Annotated in this window: 14 protein-coding genes; 13 read left to right on the top strand and 1 reads right to left on the bottom strand. The window is 43.4% G+C overall.

From position 1 onward, the window contains the following. The 5 genes from E1163_RS10745 to E1163_RS10725 form a co-directional block, all read left to right on the top strand. Window positions 1-957 (top strand): beta-ketoacyl-ACP synthase III (locus E1163_RS10745; RefSeq protein ID WP_155171507.1); only part of this gene is annotated, 957 nt, incomplete at its 5' end. A 53-nt stretch (window positions 958-1010) separates the two neighbouring features. Beyond that, the gene (gene efp, locus E1163_RS10740; protein ID WP_155171502.1) at window positions 1011-1577 is read left to right on the top strand and encodes an elongation factor P; all 567 of its coding nucleotides are present in this window, start codon (window positions 1011-1013) and stop codon (window positions 1575-1577) included. Between the two features lie 24 nt (window positions 1578-1601). After that, window positions 1602-2090, top strand: coding sequence for an acetyl-CoA carboxylase biotin carboxyl carrier protein (gene accB / locus E1163_RS10735; RefSeq protein WP_155171500.1), 489 nt, complete (start codon window positions 1602-1604; stop codon window positions 2088-2090). Between the two features lie 75 nt (window positions 2091-2165). Next, window positions 2166-3512, top strand: coding sequence for an acetyl-CoA carboxylase biotin carboxylase subunit (gene accC / locus E1163_RS10730; RefSeq protein ID WP_343033807.1), 1347 nt, complete (start codon window positions 2166-2168; stop codon window positions 3510-3512). A 148-nt stretch (window positions 3513-3660) separates the two neighbouring features. Continuing rightward, window positions 3661-4311 carry an outer membrane beta-barrel protein gene (locus E1163_RS10725; RefSeq protein WP_185156046.1) on the top strand — a complete coding sequence of 217 codons (651 nt, stop codon included), beginning with the start codon at window positions 3661-3663 and terminating at the stop codon, window positions 4309-4311. Window positions 4312-4508: 197 nt separating this feature from the next. Here the strand turns inward: E1163_RS10725 and E1163_RS10720 are convergent, their stop codons facing one another. Next, a complete protein-coding gene (locus tag E1163_RS10720) occupies window positions 4509-5081 on the bottom strand; it encodes a DUF3109 family protein (protein ID WP_155171496.1) in 573 nt (190 codons plus the stop codon). Window positions 5082-5311: 230 nt separating this feature from the next. Between E1163_RS10720 and E1163_RS10715 the strand changes: the two genes are divergently transcribed. The 8 genes from E1163_RS10715 (at window position 5312) to E1163_RS10680 (ending at window position 14796) form a co-directional block, all read left to right on the top strand. Next, complete coding sequence (locus E1163_RS10715) at window positions 5312-7567, top strand: ATP-dependent helicase (RefSeq protein WP_155171494.1); 2256 nt, start codon at window positions 5312-5314, stop codon at window positions 7565-7567. A 19-nt stretch (window positions 7568-7586) separates the two neighbouring features. Beyond that, the gene (locus E1163_RS10710) at window positions 7587-8228 is read left to right on the top strand and encodes a DUF4290 domain-containing protein (protein ID WP_155171492.1); all 642 of its coding nucleotides are present in this window, start codon (window positions 7587-7589) and stop codon (window positions 8226-8228) included. Further along, the gene (gene murA / locus E1163_RS10705) at window positions 8228-9538 is read left to right on the top strand and encodes a UDP-N-acetylglucosamine 1-carboxyvinyltransferase (RefSeq protein ID WP_155171490.1); all 1311 of its coding nucleotides are present in this window, start codon (window positions 8228-8230) and stop codon (window positions 9536-9538) included. The genes E1163_RS10710 and murA overlap by 1 nt, the downstream gene beginning before the upstream one ends. A 60-nt stretch (window positions 9539-9598) precedes the next feature. Continuing rightward, window positions 9599-10417, top strand: coding sequence for a mechanosensitive ion channel family protein (locus E1163_RS10700; protein ID WP_155171488.1), 819 nt, complete (start codon window positions 9599-9601; stop codon window positions 10415-10417). 373 nt (window positions 10418-10790) lie between these two features. Then, on the top strand, window positions 10791-11618 hold the full coding sequence (locus tag E1163_RS10695) for a prephenate dehydratase (protein WP_155171486.1): 828 nt from the start codon (window positions 10791-10793) through the stop codon (window positions 11616-11618). A 10-nt stretch (window positions 11619-11628) separates the two neighbouring features. Next, entirely contained in the window at window positions 11629-12819 is a 1191-nt protein-coding gene (locus E1163_RS10690; RefSeq protein ID WP_155171484.1) for a pyridoxal phosphate-dependent aminotransferase, read from the top strand. Then, window positions 12816-13709, top strand: coding sequence for a prephenate dehydrogenase (locus E1163_RS10685; RefSeq protein WP_155171482.1), 894 nt, complete (start codon window positions 12816-12818; stop codon window positions 13707-13709). The genes E1163_RS10690 and E1163_RS10685 overlap by 4 nt, the downstream gene beginning before the upstream one ends. Next, window positions 13693-14796 carry a chorismate mutase gene (locus E1163_RS10680; protein ID WP_155171480.1) on the top strand — a complete coding sequence of 368 codons (1104 nt, stop codon included), beginning with the start codon at window positions 13693-13695 and terminating at the stop codon, window positions 14794-14796. The genes E1163_RS10685 and E1163_RS10680 overlap by 17 nt, the downstream gene beginning before the upstream one ends. Window positions 14797-15152: the final 356 nt, after the last annotated feature.

The raw sequence follows: 15152 nt of genomic DNA, 5'->3' as shown, positions 1-15152 counted from the left end.
GTACCTGACTATATACTAACCAACAAAGAACTCGAAACTATGGTGGATACCAGCGATGAATGGATAACCACCAGAACTGGTATAAAGGAAAGAAGGATATTAAAGGGTGAAGGTCAGGGAACGTCTGTAATGGCCGCTGCAGCAGCTAAGGGCCTGCTCGAGAAGACCGGCACCAATCCGGAAGATATAGATCTGATCATTTGTGCTACGGTAACACCTGACATGGTTTTCCCGGCTACCGCCAATGTTATTTCCGCCGAAATCGGAGCAGTAAATGCATTTAGCTACGACATCGGAGCTGCATGCTCAGGCTTCCTTTACGCACTTACTACAGGCAGCCAGTTTATAGAAACCGGAAAATACAAAAAAGTACTTGTAATAGGTGCCGATAAAATGTCATCTATTATTGACTATACAGACAGAACTACCTGTATCATCTTTGGAGATGGCGCCGGAGCCGTTCTGCTTGAGCCAACCACTGAAGATGTGGGTATCATTGACTCCATTCATAAAGTTGATGGCAAAGGAGCTGAATTCCTTAATATGAAGGCCGGAGGCAGCAGATACCCTGCAACCGTAGAGACAGTAACCGCCAAGGAACATTATGCACGCCAGGATGGCGCCACTGTATTTAAATTTGCAGTGACTAATATGGCTGACTATGCAGCCAAGATCATGGAAAGAAATAACCTGACAGCAGACCAGGTAGACTGGCTGGTGGCGCACCAGGCCAACAAAAGGATCATTGATGCCACTGCCCAAAGAATGGGTATTACCGACGAGAAGGTAATGATGAATATTGCCAAATATGGTAATACCACATCAGGCACCATTCCATTGCTATTGTGGGACTATGAGTCGCAGTTAAAGAAAGGCGACAACCTTATCATGGCAGCTTTCGGAGGTGGATTTACCTGGGGAGCTATTTATCTCAAATGGGCATACGATCCTAAGTAATCTTTATTGTTATTCTTAAGTTGATTTGTAAATTAGTTTAAAATTATTCTGACATGGCAACAACGGCCGATTTTAAGAACGGTTTATGCTTAGAGTATAACAATGGGCTCTACACAATTGTAGAATTTCAACATGTTAAACCTGGCAAAGGACCAGCTTTTGTAAGAACCAAATTAAAAAGCCTTACTACTGGTAAGGTTGTAGAAAATACTTTTTCAGCAGGACATAAGATCACGACTGCAAGGATCGAAAGAAGGCCTCATCAGTTTCTTTATAAAGATGACCTTGGCTATCACTTTATGGATAGCAATACTTTTGAGCAGGCTGTAGTGGATGAAGACCTGATTGAAAACACAGGCCTGATCAAAGACGGACAGGAAGTAGATATACTCTATCACGCAGAAGCCGAAAAGATCATCGGACTGGAATTACCTGCTTTTGTGGAGCTTGTGATCACTTATACAGAACCGGGCATTAAGGGAGATACGGCAACGAATGCCACTAAACCCGCAACTTTGGAAACCGGAGCTGAAATTCAGGTGCCTTTATTCATTAATGAAGGTGATAAAATAAAAATAGATACCAGAACCAACTCGTACTCAGAAAGAGTAAAGGAATAAATCAACTGAAGAAAATTTCTCCATATGAAGACAAAAGAAATCAGAGACCTTATAGACTTTATTTCCCAAACGGGACTTAATGAGGTGAACATAGAAACCGAAGAGCTGAAGCTCTCCGTAAAAAGAGATGCTGAAGTTCAGACCCGTTTTGTAGAAGCCAGTGCCCCGGCAGTAGCTCCTCAAACCGTGGCAACAGCACCTGTTCAACAACAGGCAGCAACACCGGCAGCAACAGGTGGTGGTGAAGCCCCTAAAGCAGAAAGCACCTCTAACTATCTTGAAATAAAATCTCCTATGATAGGAACTTTCTACAGGTCTCCTAACCCTGACTCCCCAGCTTTTGTAGCAGTTGGCGACAAAGTGGAAAAAGGACAGCCTGTTTGTATCATTGAAGCTATGAAGCTATTCAATGAGATCGAAACAGAAGTATCAGGAACCATTGTAAAAGTAATGGTTGACAATGCTTCTCCTGTAGAATACGATCAGGTATTGTTCCTGGTTGACCCGTCCTGATAGTTTACGATTCTAAAGAGAGAATCCTTAAAACGGACAGCTTATTAATTAATCGTAAATCTAAATTAGATTACTGTGTTTAAAAAAATATTAATAGCCAACAGAGGAGAGATCGCGCTGAGGATCATCAGGACCTGCCGGGAGATGAACATCAAAACCGTAGCGGTCTATTCCCTTGCTGACAAAGACAGCCTTCATGTGCGATTTGCAGACGAAGCCGTTTGTATCGGTAAAGCACCAAGTAGCGAGTCATATTTAAATATCCCTAACCTGATAGCTGCAGCAGAGATTACCAATGCTGATGCTATCCACCCCGGATATGGATTCCTGGCTGAAAACGCCGAATTCAGTGCTGTGTGCCAGGAGTACGGTATCAAATTTATTGGTGCTTCTCCCGACATGATAAACAAAATGGGTGACAAGGCTACGGCCAAGGCAACCATGAAAAAAGCCGGTGTGCCTACCATTCCCGGTTCCGAAGGACTTTTGAAAAGTGTGGAAGAGGGAATGAAGATTGCCAAAAAGATCAAATACCCTGTTATACTCAAAGCCACCGCCGGTGGTGGTGGACGTGGTATGCGTATCGTTAAAGACGAAGCCGGATTTAAAAAAGCATGGGATGATGCCAGACAGGAATCTGCCGCAGCTTTTGGTAATAACGGCCTTTATCTTGAGAAATTCGTTGAAGAACCACGCCATATAGAAATTCAGGTAGTAGGTGATAAGAACGGACGGGTTTGCCACTTGTCAGAGCGTGACTGCTCTATTCAGAGAAGGCACCAGAAGCTCGTTGAGGAGACTCCTTCACCTATCGTAAGCCAAAAGCTACGTGAAAAAATGGGAGCGGCAGCCATTAAAGGTGCCGAAGCCATCAAATATGAAGGCGCAGGAACAGTGGAATTCCTCGTAGACAAGCATGGAGACTTCTACTTCATGGAAATGAATACAAGGATACAGGTAGAGCACCCGATAACTGAGGAAGTTACCGATTACGACCTGATCAAAGAGCAAATTAAAGTAGCTGCCGGTATAGAGATCTCAGGAAAGAACTATTTCCCGAACCTGTACGCTATGGAATGCAGGATCAACGCAGAGGATCCGACAAACGGGTTCCGACCTTCGCCGGGCAAGATCACAAACCTGCACATGCCAGGTGGCCACGGTGTACGTGTGGATAGCCATGTGTATGCAGGCTATACCATTCCGCCTAACTACGATTCTATGATTGCCAAACTTATTGTGAGTGGCCAGTCAAGAGAAGAGGTAATTACAAGGATGAAGCGTGCGCTGTCAGAATTTGTAATCGAAGGAATAAAAACAACCATTCCTTTCCATCTGAAACTGATGGATGACAAACAGTTCAAAGAAGGCAACTTTACCACAAAGTTTCTAGATACCTTTGATTTCTCTGATCTGAAATAGAAGTAATCATTACAAGAATTAAAGCTACTCAATTGAATTTGGGTAGCTTTTTTTGTTACATCAGTCTATCTTTTTTAGTTAAATACTGTTATCAAAGTAGCTTTTTAGCCCGATTCGCATTACTTTGACCATGGAAAAAAGATGTAGTATGAAATATATAACCTTCACTTTGTTATTATTCAGCACGTTATGGTGTAGTGCACAGGATACCACCCGTATGTGGCTGCATATTGGCACGAGTGTTAATTCGTACAATGGAGATCTGGAGGGAAAGAAGAAATATACTTCATCGTTCCACATTGGCCTTCAACTCAACAGGAAGAAAAGACTTAACGGCAACATCAATATCGGGGCTGGTACGCTCAACGGTGAAGACCGTGATTTTACATTTGACTCTAACCAGACACCTCTCCCCTCTCCGAACAAGTTTTTCAAGACCAACTTCTTCTACATCAACTATGACCTGCATTATAATATCATAAAAAAGAGAAACCTCATCGTCTACATCAGTCAGGGGATCGGCATGATCCGTTTTTCTCCTAAGGATGATGAAGGCAATGACCTGGCAGACCTCCCCGAAACGCGCGCAGAGGAGGAAACCTACAGACAAGAGTCACTCATGTTACCTACAAACCTGGGGGTTATTTATCTCCTCCCTAACCAATATGGTGTATCACTACAGGCCGGGTATTATAACACACTAACGGATTATCTGGACAACATCAGTACCCTGGGAGACAGCGCTGACAACGACAATGCACTGGCCATCAGGTTTGCTTTCTTCGTGCCCCTTCAATAGAAAGCGTGCTATTATGCACCAGGTTAAAAACCTGTGGAGCAAACAGATCGCAATAAAGCCTGCAACATGAAGCTCACCACTGAAAATTAGCAAACCGCATCTATTGCCATTTTGTGTTTTGCCGATTGCCATTAAAAGGCTCATGTCAAACAGAGAGTAGAAATGTAGTGGACTCCCGAGAAATTCCGATTGATCCGCTACCTCTGATTTTCTTCTTCGATAAGTTTCACAAGATCACTGTACCATTGCTCGCCGTACTTGCGTATCAGGGCATCTTTCAAAAACTTGTAGACAGGGACCTGAAGCTCTTCACCGAGGCTACATGCAGGGCTGCATATACTCCAACGGTCATAATTCAATGCTTCAAATTGATCGTACTTTTTGGCACGAATAGGGTATAAGTGGCAACTAATCGGTTTCTTGAAGCCTATTTTTCCATCCAGATAAGCCTGCTCTATCCCACATTTCAAAATTCCCCTGTCATCATAGATTGCGTAGGCACATTCCTTTCCCTCAATGGTAGGCGTAGAGTACTCGTCGTCTTCGTCCAACACATATTTACCCTGCTCTTGTATGGCTTTCTTCCCCTCTTCTGACAAATACGGCTCTACATGCTCATACACTTCCACCAGTTTAATAAGTTCATCATTCTCCAAAGGGGCACCAAGATCGCCTTCCACACAACAAGCCCCTTTACATTTCTCCAGATTACAAACAAAGAACTTCTCTTTGATATCATCCGACAGTATCACATTTCCCAATTCAATCATTCTGCAAAGATAAAAGATAAAAACCATTAAAGTGCACCAACATATTTTATCAATAAAAAGATCATCAAAGCCTTATGAATATCCTGCTTCAATTTTCACCCATTAGGGCCACTCCGGAATTCCCTGTCGGCGCGTGGAATTTTTAATGGATTAGAAGACGTTAATTGTTTGGTTATTAATTTTATTTCTGACCTTTGCGGATTACATTGTGTGTCGATTAAAGTTCGAGAATGGATTATCTTAAAAGCCTTAACGAGCCGCAGTACGAGGGGGTAGTGAACACGGAGGGACCTACCATGATCATTGCAGGTGCCGGCTCAGGAAAAACAAGAGTACTTACCTTTCGTATCGCTTATCTGATAGAAAAAAAAGGGGTGGATCCTTTTAACATTCTATCCCTGACCTTTACCAATAAGGCAGCCAAAGAAATGCGTAACAGGATTGAAAAAGTGGTCGGCACCGAAGCCAGAAACCTCTGGATGGGAACTTTCCACTCTGTTTTTGCCCGTATCCTAAGGGCGGAAGCCGATAAGTTAGGCTACCCGAGCAACTTCACCATCTATGATGCCGACGACTCGAAGCAACTGATCAAAAGCATTGTAAAAGAACTGAACCTGGATGATAAGATCTACAAACCCAATGTGGTTTTCAACAGGATCTCAGGAGCCAAGAACAGGCTCATTTCATGGAAGGAATATCTGAGAAACCCGGTATTCAAAGCGGACGATGAAAGCAACATGAAACCGGAGCTGGGAAGGATCTATAAAATATACTCCGAGAGATGCTTCAAGGCCGGGGCGATGGATTTTGATGACCTGCTTTTCAATACTAATGTACTCTTCAAAGACCACCTGGATGTGCTTAACAAATACCAGCAGCGGTTCCACTATGTAATGGTCGATGAGTTTCAGGATACCAATATTTCTCAGTACCTGATCACCAAAAAGCTATCGGCGGTCAGGCAAAATATCTGCGTTGTGGGAGATGATGCCCAGAGTATCTACGCCTTCCGGGGAGCTGACATCCAGAATATTCTGAATTTTGAAAAAGACTACCCTGACCTTCGGGTAATTAAGCTGGAGCAGAACTACCGCTCTACCAAAACCATTGTAAATGCCGCTAACTCCATCATTGGTAAGAACAGGGCGCAGCTCAAGAAAAATGTTTGGACTGACAACGAAGACGGCACACTAATAGAGTTACTGAAAGCTACCTCTGACAACGAAGAGGGAAAGCTGGTGGCATCTTCAATATTTGAAGAAAAAATGCAAAATCAATTAAAAAACAGTGATTTTGCGATCCTATACCGAACCAACAGCCAGTCCAGGGCCATGGAAGAAGCCCTGCGACGAATGAATATCAAATATAAAATAGTTGGTGGTCTCTCCTTCTATCAGCGAAAGGAGATCAAAGACCTGATGGCGTACCTGCGGTTTGCCATTAACCATAATGATGAGCAGTCCCTGAGAAGGATCATCAATTACCCCAAACGCGGTATTGGTGACACCAGCGTGGATAAAATAATTGTAGCTGCCAACGATCATGATATGAGCCTGTGGGATGTATTGAATAACATCAGCTCATTTCTTCCCGGAAGGGCAGCCAATGCGGTTATCGATTTTGTTGCTCTTATCAAGAGGTTTAAATACGACATCGAAAGCAAAGATGCCTATGAAGCGGCCTCCCTCATAGCTAAAGGGTCAGGCATAATGAAAGAGTTGTATGCCGACAAAACTGTTGAAGGCCTGAGCCGCTATGAAAACGTACAGGAATTGCTCAATGCAGTAAAAGAGTATGTGGATGATCCCGAAAAGGAAGATAAATCTTTGGGGGCTTTCCTCCAGGAAATAGCTTTGATCACCGGGGTAGACAATGACAAAGACGACGATGAGGAAAAAGTAACCCTGATGACCATTCACATGGCCAAGGGGCTGGAATTTAAAAATGTTTATGTCGTAGGGCTTGAAGAAGACCTCTTCCCTTCCCAGATGATGCTCAGCAGCCGTGCTGACCTGGAAGAAGAAAGGCGACTGTTTTATGTAGCCATCACCAGGGCTGAAAGGAAGCTGTTCCTGTCTTACGCCTTATCAAGGTATCGGTTCGGGCGCCTGAAAAACTGTGAACCCAGCCGCTTCATCGATGAAATAGACCCTGATTTTATTAAGGTCAGCAAAAAATTCAGCAAGAGCGAACCGGTAATTGACACTAACAATTACACCAAAAGCTTTGTTAGTGGTATGAGAAAGACCACCAGCTCTCAGCCCGTAGTAAAAAAGACCAGCTATAAACCTTCTGCTGATTTTGAACCCAGTGATACATCAGGTTTGCAGGCAGGTATGAAAGTAGAGCATCCCAAGTTCGGATATGGCATGGTCATGGAAATGGACGATAGCGGTGCAAACCGAAAGGCCAAAGTTAATTTTGATGACTTTGGAGAAAAGACTTTATTACTTAGTTTTGCTAAATTAAAGATACACTCTAACTAGGAGTATAACGTACCCTTATATGGAATATAACACAAGTCAACCTCCTTTGATCTTAAGAGAATACGGAAGGAACGTTCAGAAGCTCGTTGAATACATCAAAACCATTCAGGATAAAAGCAAAAGAACAGAAAGTGCCGAAACTCTCATTGAGTTGATGAAGCAGGTTACCCCTACGGTAAAAGAAACCCCTGAAACGAGCCAGAAGCTATGGGACGACCTTTACATCATGTCAAACTTTGATATTGACATAGAAGCGCCCTACCCAATGCCTGAAAAAGAAGTGCTGAACAAGAAACCAAAAAGGCTCGACTACTCCAAACATGATGTAAAATTCAAGCACTACGGCAAAAACATTGAGCTGCTGATCAAAGAAGCCATTAAAAAAGAGGACCCTGCTGAACGGGAAGAGGCTATTATCTATATCGGCAAACTCATGAAGAGTTTCTACAGCAGTTGGAACAAAGAGGTTATTGATGACTCAGTGATCCTGGAAAATATCAAAACCATATCGAAAGGAGAACTTACCATTGACCTGGATAAGGTTAAGGAAGATAACCTGTTTGAAAAACTTTACTCCAACAAACGAAGAAATGCCAGACCTGCATCAGGCAAATCCAACGATAGAAAAAGTAGCAACCGTAACAGAAGAAAAAGAAATTAATGAGTTCTTTTAAGATCCAGGGAGGAAAAAAATTAAAGGGGGAGATCATACCTCAGGGAGCAAAAAATGAGGCTTTACAGATTATAGCAGCGACATTGCTCACCCCCGAGCCTGTAACCATTCACCGCATCCCGGACATCAGGGACGTCAATAAACTGATCGAACTTATCGGAGACCTTGGGGCTACCGTTGAAAAGCTCGATTCTGAGTCATACAGGTTCACAGCCAAAGAAATAGATGTTGCCTACCTGGAATCCGAAGAATTCAAAACCAAAGCTGCTTCCCTCCGGGGCTCAATCATGATCCTGGGACCTTTATTGGCACGTTACGGAGCAGCTAAAATCCCGAGGCCGGGTGGTGACAAAATAGGTCGCCGCAGGCTTGACACACACTTCCTTGGGTTTGAAAAGCTGGGAGCAAAATTCCACTATTCTGCAAAGGACAGCTTTTATAAAATCGATGCATCAAATCTGCAAGGTTGTTACATACACCTGGATGAGGCCTCTGTTACCGGTACTGCCAATATATTGATGGCAGCCGTACTGGCCAAAGGAAAAACTACCATTTACAACGCTGCCTGTGAACCTTACATTCAGCAGCTATCCAAAATGCTGGTAAGGATGGGCGCCAATATCAATGGCATCGGCTCTAACCTGCTTACCATTGAAGGTGTAGAATCACTCGGAGGTACTGTTCACACACTCCTTCCTGACATGATCGAAGTGGGAAGCTTTATTGGCCTTGCTGCGATGACCCAGTCAGAAATAACGGTTAAAAACGCAGGTGTTGATCATCTTGGGTTAATTCCGGATGTATTCAGAAGATTAGGGATAAAACTCGAAATCAAAGGAGATGACATCCACATTCCCGAACAAAAGAACTACGAGATCGACACATTTATTGATGGCTCGATCCTAACCGTTGCTGATGCTCCCTGGCCCGGGTTCACTCCCGATTTGTTAAGTATTGTACTGGTTACAGCCATTCAAGCCAAGGGAACTGTACTCATTCACCAGAAAATGTTTGAGAGCCGCTTATTCTTTGTCGATAAACTGATAGACATGGGAGCACAAATTATATTATGTGATCCTCACCGCGCCACAGTAATCGGCCTGGACAGAAAACAACAACTTAAAGGTATTAAAATGTCTTCTCCTGATATCAGGGCGGGTGTTTCTTTACTTATAGCAGCCCTTTCTGCTGATGGGGAAAGTGTAATATCCAACGTTGAGCAGATTGATCGTGGCTATCAGAATATCGATGAGAGATTAAAGCGTTTAGGAGCAGATATTCAGAGGCTTGAACAATAGAAAAATAAGTTTGTTAAGAAAAAATAACTAACTTATTAACTAAATCAACCTTCTTAAACAATGGAATACATTGAGCAGCTTAAGCTGTTTCTGGCCACACAAGGTACGGAAATAGGATTGGCGATTATAAAAGGAGTCCTGGTTCTTGTCGTAGGGCTTCAGGTAATCAAATTTCTATCCAAAAGCTTTAATAAGTTTTTGGAAAAAAGGAACACGGATGCTTCCCTTACCCCATTTCTTAAAAGCTTATTTCATAACCTTTTACTGGTACTCTTAATCCTGAGTGTACTGGCTACGCTTGGCATACAGATGACTTCATTTGTAGCCATTATAGGTGCCGCCGGTTTGGCAGTAGGGTTAGCCCTACAGGGCACTCTTCAAAATTTTGCAGGAGGTGTGATCATCCTTACTATCAAGCCATTTAAAGTAGGTGACTACATTGAGGGCGGAGGCCACTCAGGCACCGTTAAGGAGATACAGATATTCAACACCATACTGGCAACACCCGACAATGTGCAGATCGTAATCCCGAATGGAAAGCTTTCCAACGACTCCATTAAAAACTATTCTGCCAACGACAACAGAAGGGTTGATCTGGTGTTTGGCATAGGCTATGGTGATGACATCAAAAAGGCTAAGGATATACTTGAAAACATGATCAAAAACGATGAGCGGATATTAAGCGAGCCTGCACCAACTGTAACTGTTGCAAGCCTTGGCGACAGCTCAGTCAATTTTAATGTGCGTCCCTGGGTGAACAGGGCAGACTACTGGCCTCTGTACTGGGACTTTCAAGAGCAGGTAAAGCTTGAATTTGATAAAAATGGCATCTCAATTCCATTCCCTCAAAGAGATGTACATATCTATAATGAAAAATAAGCACGATTTTTTTGCACAACAGTATACGTGCGAAAAAACCGACTTTTGAAAAAGTCACAAAAAGGCCTCAGATTTATAATTTGAGGCCTTTTTAATTACTCCATTTTCACCCATTTCAAACGGTTGCGGAAAATAATTGATCTATTTTTTGAATTTCCATTTGCATTTAAGGAAATAATCTAACTACATTTGTTTCAACAAGACCCAAAAATGAATAACACGTTTACCATATACTTTAGCTATTTCTTTTTCTATCCGCAGAAGAAGGGCTGGAGATATATGTAAACTCTAAATGACATATAACATCTAAAAGCCCTTCTAACCGAAGGGCTTTTTTTTTGCTCGATTTTAAAAACGACGATAAAAACAGAAAATGAAAATAGCAATACAAGGTATAAGAGGAGCATTCCACGAGGCAGCAGCCAAGAAACATTTCGGTGATGATATTGAAATTGTAGAATGCAGCACATTTAAAAACCTCTGCGAAACCCTGAAAAAAGGTAATGCTGACAGGGCCTTGATGGCTATTGAAAACACTATCGCGGGAAGCATTCTGGGTAATTACGCACTCATTCACGAGTACGGATTCCATGTGATCGGAGAAGTTTACCTCAACATCAGAATGAACCTGATGACTCTGCCGGGTGTAGCGCTTTCTGATATTCAGGTGGTGGAATCGCACCCTATTGCATTGCAGCAGTGCCAGGAATATATTCACCAGAACCTGACAGCGACCTGTAAGGAATCCAATGACACTGCAGAAAGTGCACGTGACCTCGCCAGTTCAGGTGACAGGACCAAGGCTATAATCGCATCAAAAATATGCGCTGAACTTTATGATCTCGAAATCAAGGAAGAGGGTATAGAAACCCACAAACAGAATTTCACCCGTTTTCTTGCATTGGGCAGAGAAGATGACAAAAGCCTGGATAACAACAAAGCCTCTCTCCGCCTGCAGCTCGGACATGAGGTAGGTAGCCTGGCCGATGTGCTGGTGGCTTTCAAGCAAAATGAAGTTAACCTGACCAAGATCCAAAGCATTCCGATCCTGGGTACTCCATATGAATACTATTTTCATATAGACGTAGAGTGGGCGGATTATTCAAGTTATCAGTCCGCACTCACAGAAGTAGGCACAAGGTCTCACTCGCTGAGCCTGCTTGGAGAATACAGAAAGTCAACATTTGAACTAAATCAATAAATAAATAATCATGATCATCAGTAAAGCAGAAAGACTAAACAGCGTAAAGGAATACTACTTTTCCTCTAAGCTACGTCAGATCAAGGAGCTGAACGACAAGGGCATGGATATCCTCAATATGGCTATCGGCAGTCCTGACCTTGCTCCTCATGAAACTGTAGTAGAAACGCTAACTCAGGGTGCAATCCACAAAGGGATCCATGGTTATCAAAGCTACAAAGGCATTGATACACTCAGGGACGCTATCAGCACTTATTATCAATCTGCTTACGGTGTATCAATTGACCCTAAACAGGAAATCTTACCCTTAATGGGCTCAAAAGAAGGGATTACCCATATCACTCAGGCATTTATCAATCCCGGGGATACCGTACTGATCCCTGATCCCGGATACCCTACTTACAGCTCAGTTTCGGAGCTGGCGGGCGCTAAAATTGAAGCGTATGATCTGCTGGAAGAAAACAACTACCAACCGGATATAGAAAGTTTAAAAAAACTGGATCTGAGCAAGGTAAAGCTTATGTGGATCAACTTCCCTCATATGCCTACCGGAGCTGAGCCAGACCTGGAGGTAATGAAGGCATTGATAAAGCTTGCTAAAGAGAATAAATTCCTGATCATCAATGACAATCCATACAGCAGGATATTGATCGACAAACCTTTCAGCATCTTCCAGATTGAAGGGGCAGAGGAAGTAGCACTGGAGTTAAACTCTCTGAGCAAGTCGCATAACATGGCTGGCTGGCGCTTAGGATGGGTGTGTGGAAAGTCAACTTATATCGACACTATACTTGGCATTAAGTCAAATGCTGATAGTGGTATGTTTTACCCACTGCAAATGGCGGCAGCCAAAGCATTGCTGCTGGGCGAAGACTGGTTCAGAGACCTGAATGAACAGTATAAGAGAAGGCAGCAGATGATCTTTAAAGTATTTGACTTGCTTGACTGTACCTATAATCCGAATCAGGTAGGCCTCTTCGTATGGGCCAGAATTCCTGATCACGTGGCAAATGTAGAAGAATTGGTAGATGACCTGATCTTTAATGCGGAAGTATTTATTACACCGGGCAAAATTTTCGGCAAAAATGGTGAGCGCTACTTAAGGGCTTCACTTTGCAGCAATGAACAGAATATAGACCTGGCCTTAACCAGGATCAAGGCCTTTAAAATGGCGCAGAAAGAAAAGCAGGAAGCCATATGAATATAGCAGTAATAGGGATAGGCCTGATAGGCGGAAGTATGGTGAAGGACCTGAGGAAGCGAAACTACATCAAAAAGATATTTGGTGTAGACCTCAATCCGGATCATGGAAAGGAGGCATTGGCATCAGGACTGGTAGATGAGGTGGTTGAGTTGGACACAGCACTGAATAAAGCTGATCTGATCATAATATCGATACCGGTGGATGCGGCAAAACGACTTGTACTGAATATTCTTGACAAAATAGACGAGACACAAATCGTTACCGATGTTGGGTCTACTAAAGGCGGAATATGTGAGGTAGTAAAAAACCATCACATGCGAGGCAGGTTTGTGGCCGGACACCCCATAGCAGGGACGGAGAATAGTGGCCCGGGTGCGGCTATTGAAGGTCTTTTTCAAAATAAGACCGGCATAATTTGTAACAGACATGAGTCTGACAGCGACGCATTGATGATAGTTGAAAACGTGTACAAACTTCTGGGCATGAACCTCAACTATATGGATGCGGATGAGCATGACAAGCACATTGCTTATGTTTCTCACCTCTCACATATCAGCTCATTTGCCCTTGCCTTAACGGTATTGAACATTGAAGAAAGCGAGAAGAACATATTCGATATGGCCGGGTCTGGTTTTAGCTCAACGGTAAGGTTGGCCAAAAGCTCGCCGGATATGTGGAAGCCCATATTCCAGCACAATTCAGCCTACCTGGAGCGTGCACTGGATGAATATATCGACCAGCTCCACGACTTCAAGACATTTTTAAAACATAATAAACAGGATGATATCCATAAGCTGATGACAAAAGCTAATGATATCAGAAGAATTTTAGACGGTAAAGTAAAAGAAGAAAACAAAAACACGATTGAACATGAAAAAGCAACTTGACATCTCCAGCGATCTATCATGGCTAACCAAAGGCAGCCGACCAGCAATAATCAGTGGCCCTTGCAGTGCCGAAACTGAAGAACAAGTAATCTCAACAGCAACCTCACTGGCAGCTACCGGCAAGGTAGATGTGCTGAGGGCTGGTATCTGGAAACCACGCACCAGGCCTAATTCATTTGAAGGCGTAGGCGAGGAAGGCCTGAAATGGCTCAAAGCCGCAGGAAAAGAAACCGGACTCCCGGTCTCTACCGAAGTAGCTAACGCCAAGCATACAGAAGAGGCACTAAAACATGGCATTGACATCTTATGGATCGGTGCCAGAACTACTGTAAACCCTTTCTCCGTTCAGGAAATCGCCGATGTGCTTAAAGGTGTAGATGTACCTGTAATGGTAAAAAACCCTTTGAATCCTGATCTTGAGCTTTGGATAGGAGCACTTGAGCGTATCAATCAGGCCGGCATCACGCGTCTGGCAGCCATCCACCGTGGATTTTCTTCTTTTGAAAAAACTTCTTACCGAAATGTACCCAAATGGGAATTCCCCATTGAGTTGAAGCGCAGGTTCCCCGAGCTGCCTATGATCTGCGACCCAAGCCATATCGCCGGCAACAGAGACCTGTTGGGAATGATAGCGCAAAAAGCGCTTGACCTGGAGATGGACGGCCTAATGATCGAGAGCCACATGTCTCCCGATAGTGCATGGAGTGATGCCAAACAACAGGTAACACCTGCCACATTGAACCGTTTGCTCAGTGAGTTGATAGTTCGTAGCAAAACAACAGAAAACCAGGAGTTTGTAACCCGCTTAGATGAACTCAGACATCAAATTGACGAGATTGATGAGGAAATCTTCCAAAAATTGGGTAACAGGATGAAGATCGCTGTCGAGATAGGAAAATACAAGCGTGACAACCAGGTAACTATCCTTCAGGTGAACCGCTGGGACACCATCATCAAGCAAAGGAAGAGCCTGGCCGCGGCACTGGGACTCAGTGAGGAATTCACTGATAAGTTATTGAGAATTATTCATAAAGAATCTATCAGCCAGCAGACGCAGGTGATGAATGAGCCTTTGGTGAAGGCATAAGCTATTTAACAGAAGGTCTTCCAGACAAGAGGGCTTATCAAGGTTGTAAGGCAGGAGCCGCCAACTGAGATAAGCCCTTTTTACTTATATGACAATGCTAAACTCATAGCCAGCAAACCAACTCTGTTCCGTTGTCGGACATTTCCGATTCCTCTGCGTGTCCATCCTATATTTTTATGTCGGGGTTTTCCTATGGCACAATTTCTATTTCTGCTTAACCTCTGGCTGCTACTATATCATCCGAAGCTTTAGGATAGCCGCCCATGACGTAAGCCTACGGCCATGAGCAGAATCCCGTGGGCTGTCCCCGACAGCCCACTATTCTTGGATCAAACGTTAAACCTGTGGAGTAAATG

Source organism: Fulvivirga kasyanovii (genome assembly GCF_009711405.1).
GTDB lineage: Bacteria > Bacteroidota > Bacteroidia > Cytophagales > Cyclobacteriaceae > Fulvivirga > Fulvivirga kasyanovii.
Note: the sequence above shows the minus strand (reverse complement) of the source record. Positions and strands in the feature narration are given on the sequence as shown.

Excerpts from the sequence above, each read along its gene's own strand:
- E1163_RS10720 (WP_155171496.1), bottom strand. The coding sequence starts at position 5,081 with ATGATTGAATTGGGAAATGTGATACTGTCGGATGATATCAAAGAGAAG.
- E1163_RS10690 (WP_155171484.1), top strand. The coding sequence starts at position 11,629 with ATGATCATCAGTAAAGCAGAAAGACTAAACAGCGTAAAGGAATACTAC.
- murA (WP_155171490.1), top strand. The coding sequence starts at position 8,228 with ATGAGTTCTTTTAAGATCCAGGGAGGAAAAAAATTAAAGGGGGAGATC.
- E1163_RS10680 (WP_155171480.1), top strand. The coding sequence starts at position 13,693 with ATGAAAAAGCAACTTGACATCTCCAGCGATCTATCATGGCTAACCAAA.
- E1163_RS10700 (WP_155171488.1), top strand. The coding sequence starts at position 9,599 with ATGGAATACATTGAGCAGCTTAAGCTGTTTCTGGCCACACAAGGTACG.
- efp (WP_155171502.1), top strand. The coding sequence starts at position 1,011 with ATGGCAACAACGGCCGATTTTAAGAACGGTTTATGCTTAGAGTATAAC.
- E1163_RS10695 (WP_155171486.1), top strand. The coding sequence starts at position 10,791 with ATGAAAATAGCAATACAAGGTATAAGAGGAGCATTCCACGAGGCAGCA.
- accB (WP_155171500.1), top strand. The coding sequence starts at position 1,602 with ATGAAGACAAAAGAAATCAGAGACCTTATAGACTTTATTTCCCAAACG.
- E1163_RS10715 (WP_155171494.1), top strand. The coding sequence starts at position 5,312 with ATGGATTATCTTAAAAGCCTTAACGAGCCGCAGTACGAGGGGGTAGTG.
- E1163_RS10685 (WP_155171482.1), top strand. The coding sequence starts at position 12,816 with ATGAATATAGCAGTAATAGGGATAGGCCTGATAGGCGGAAGTATGGTG.
- E1163_RS10710 (WP_155171492.1), top strand. The coding sequence starts at position 7,587 with ATGGAATATAACACAAGTCAACCTCCTTTGATCTTAAGAGAATACGGA.
- E1163_RS10725 (WP_185156046.1), top strand. The coding sequence starts at position 3,661 with ATGAAATATATAACCTTCACTTTGTTATTATTCAGCACGTTATGGTGT.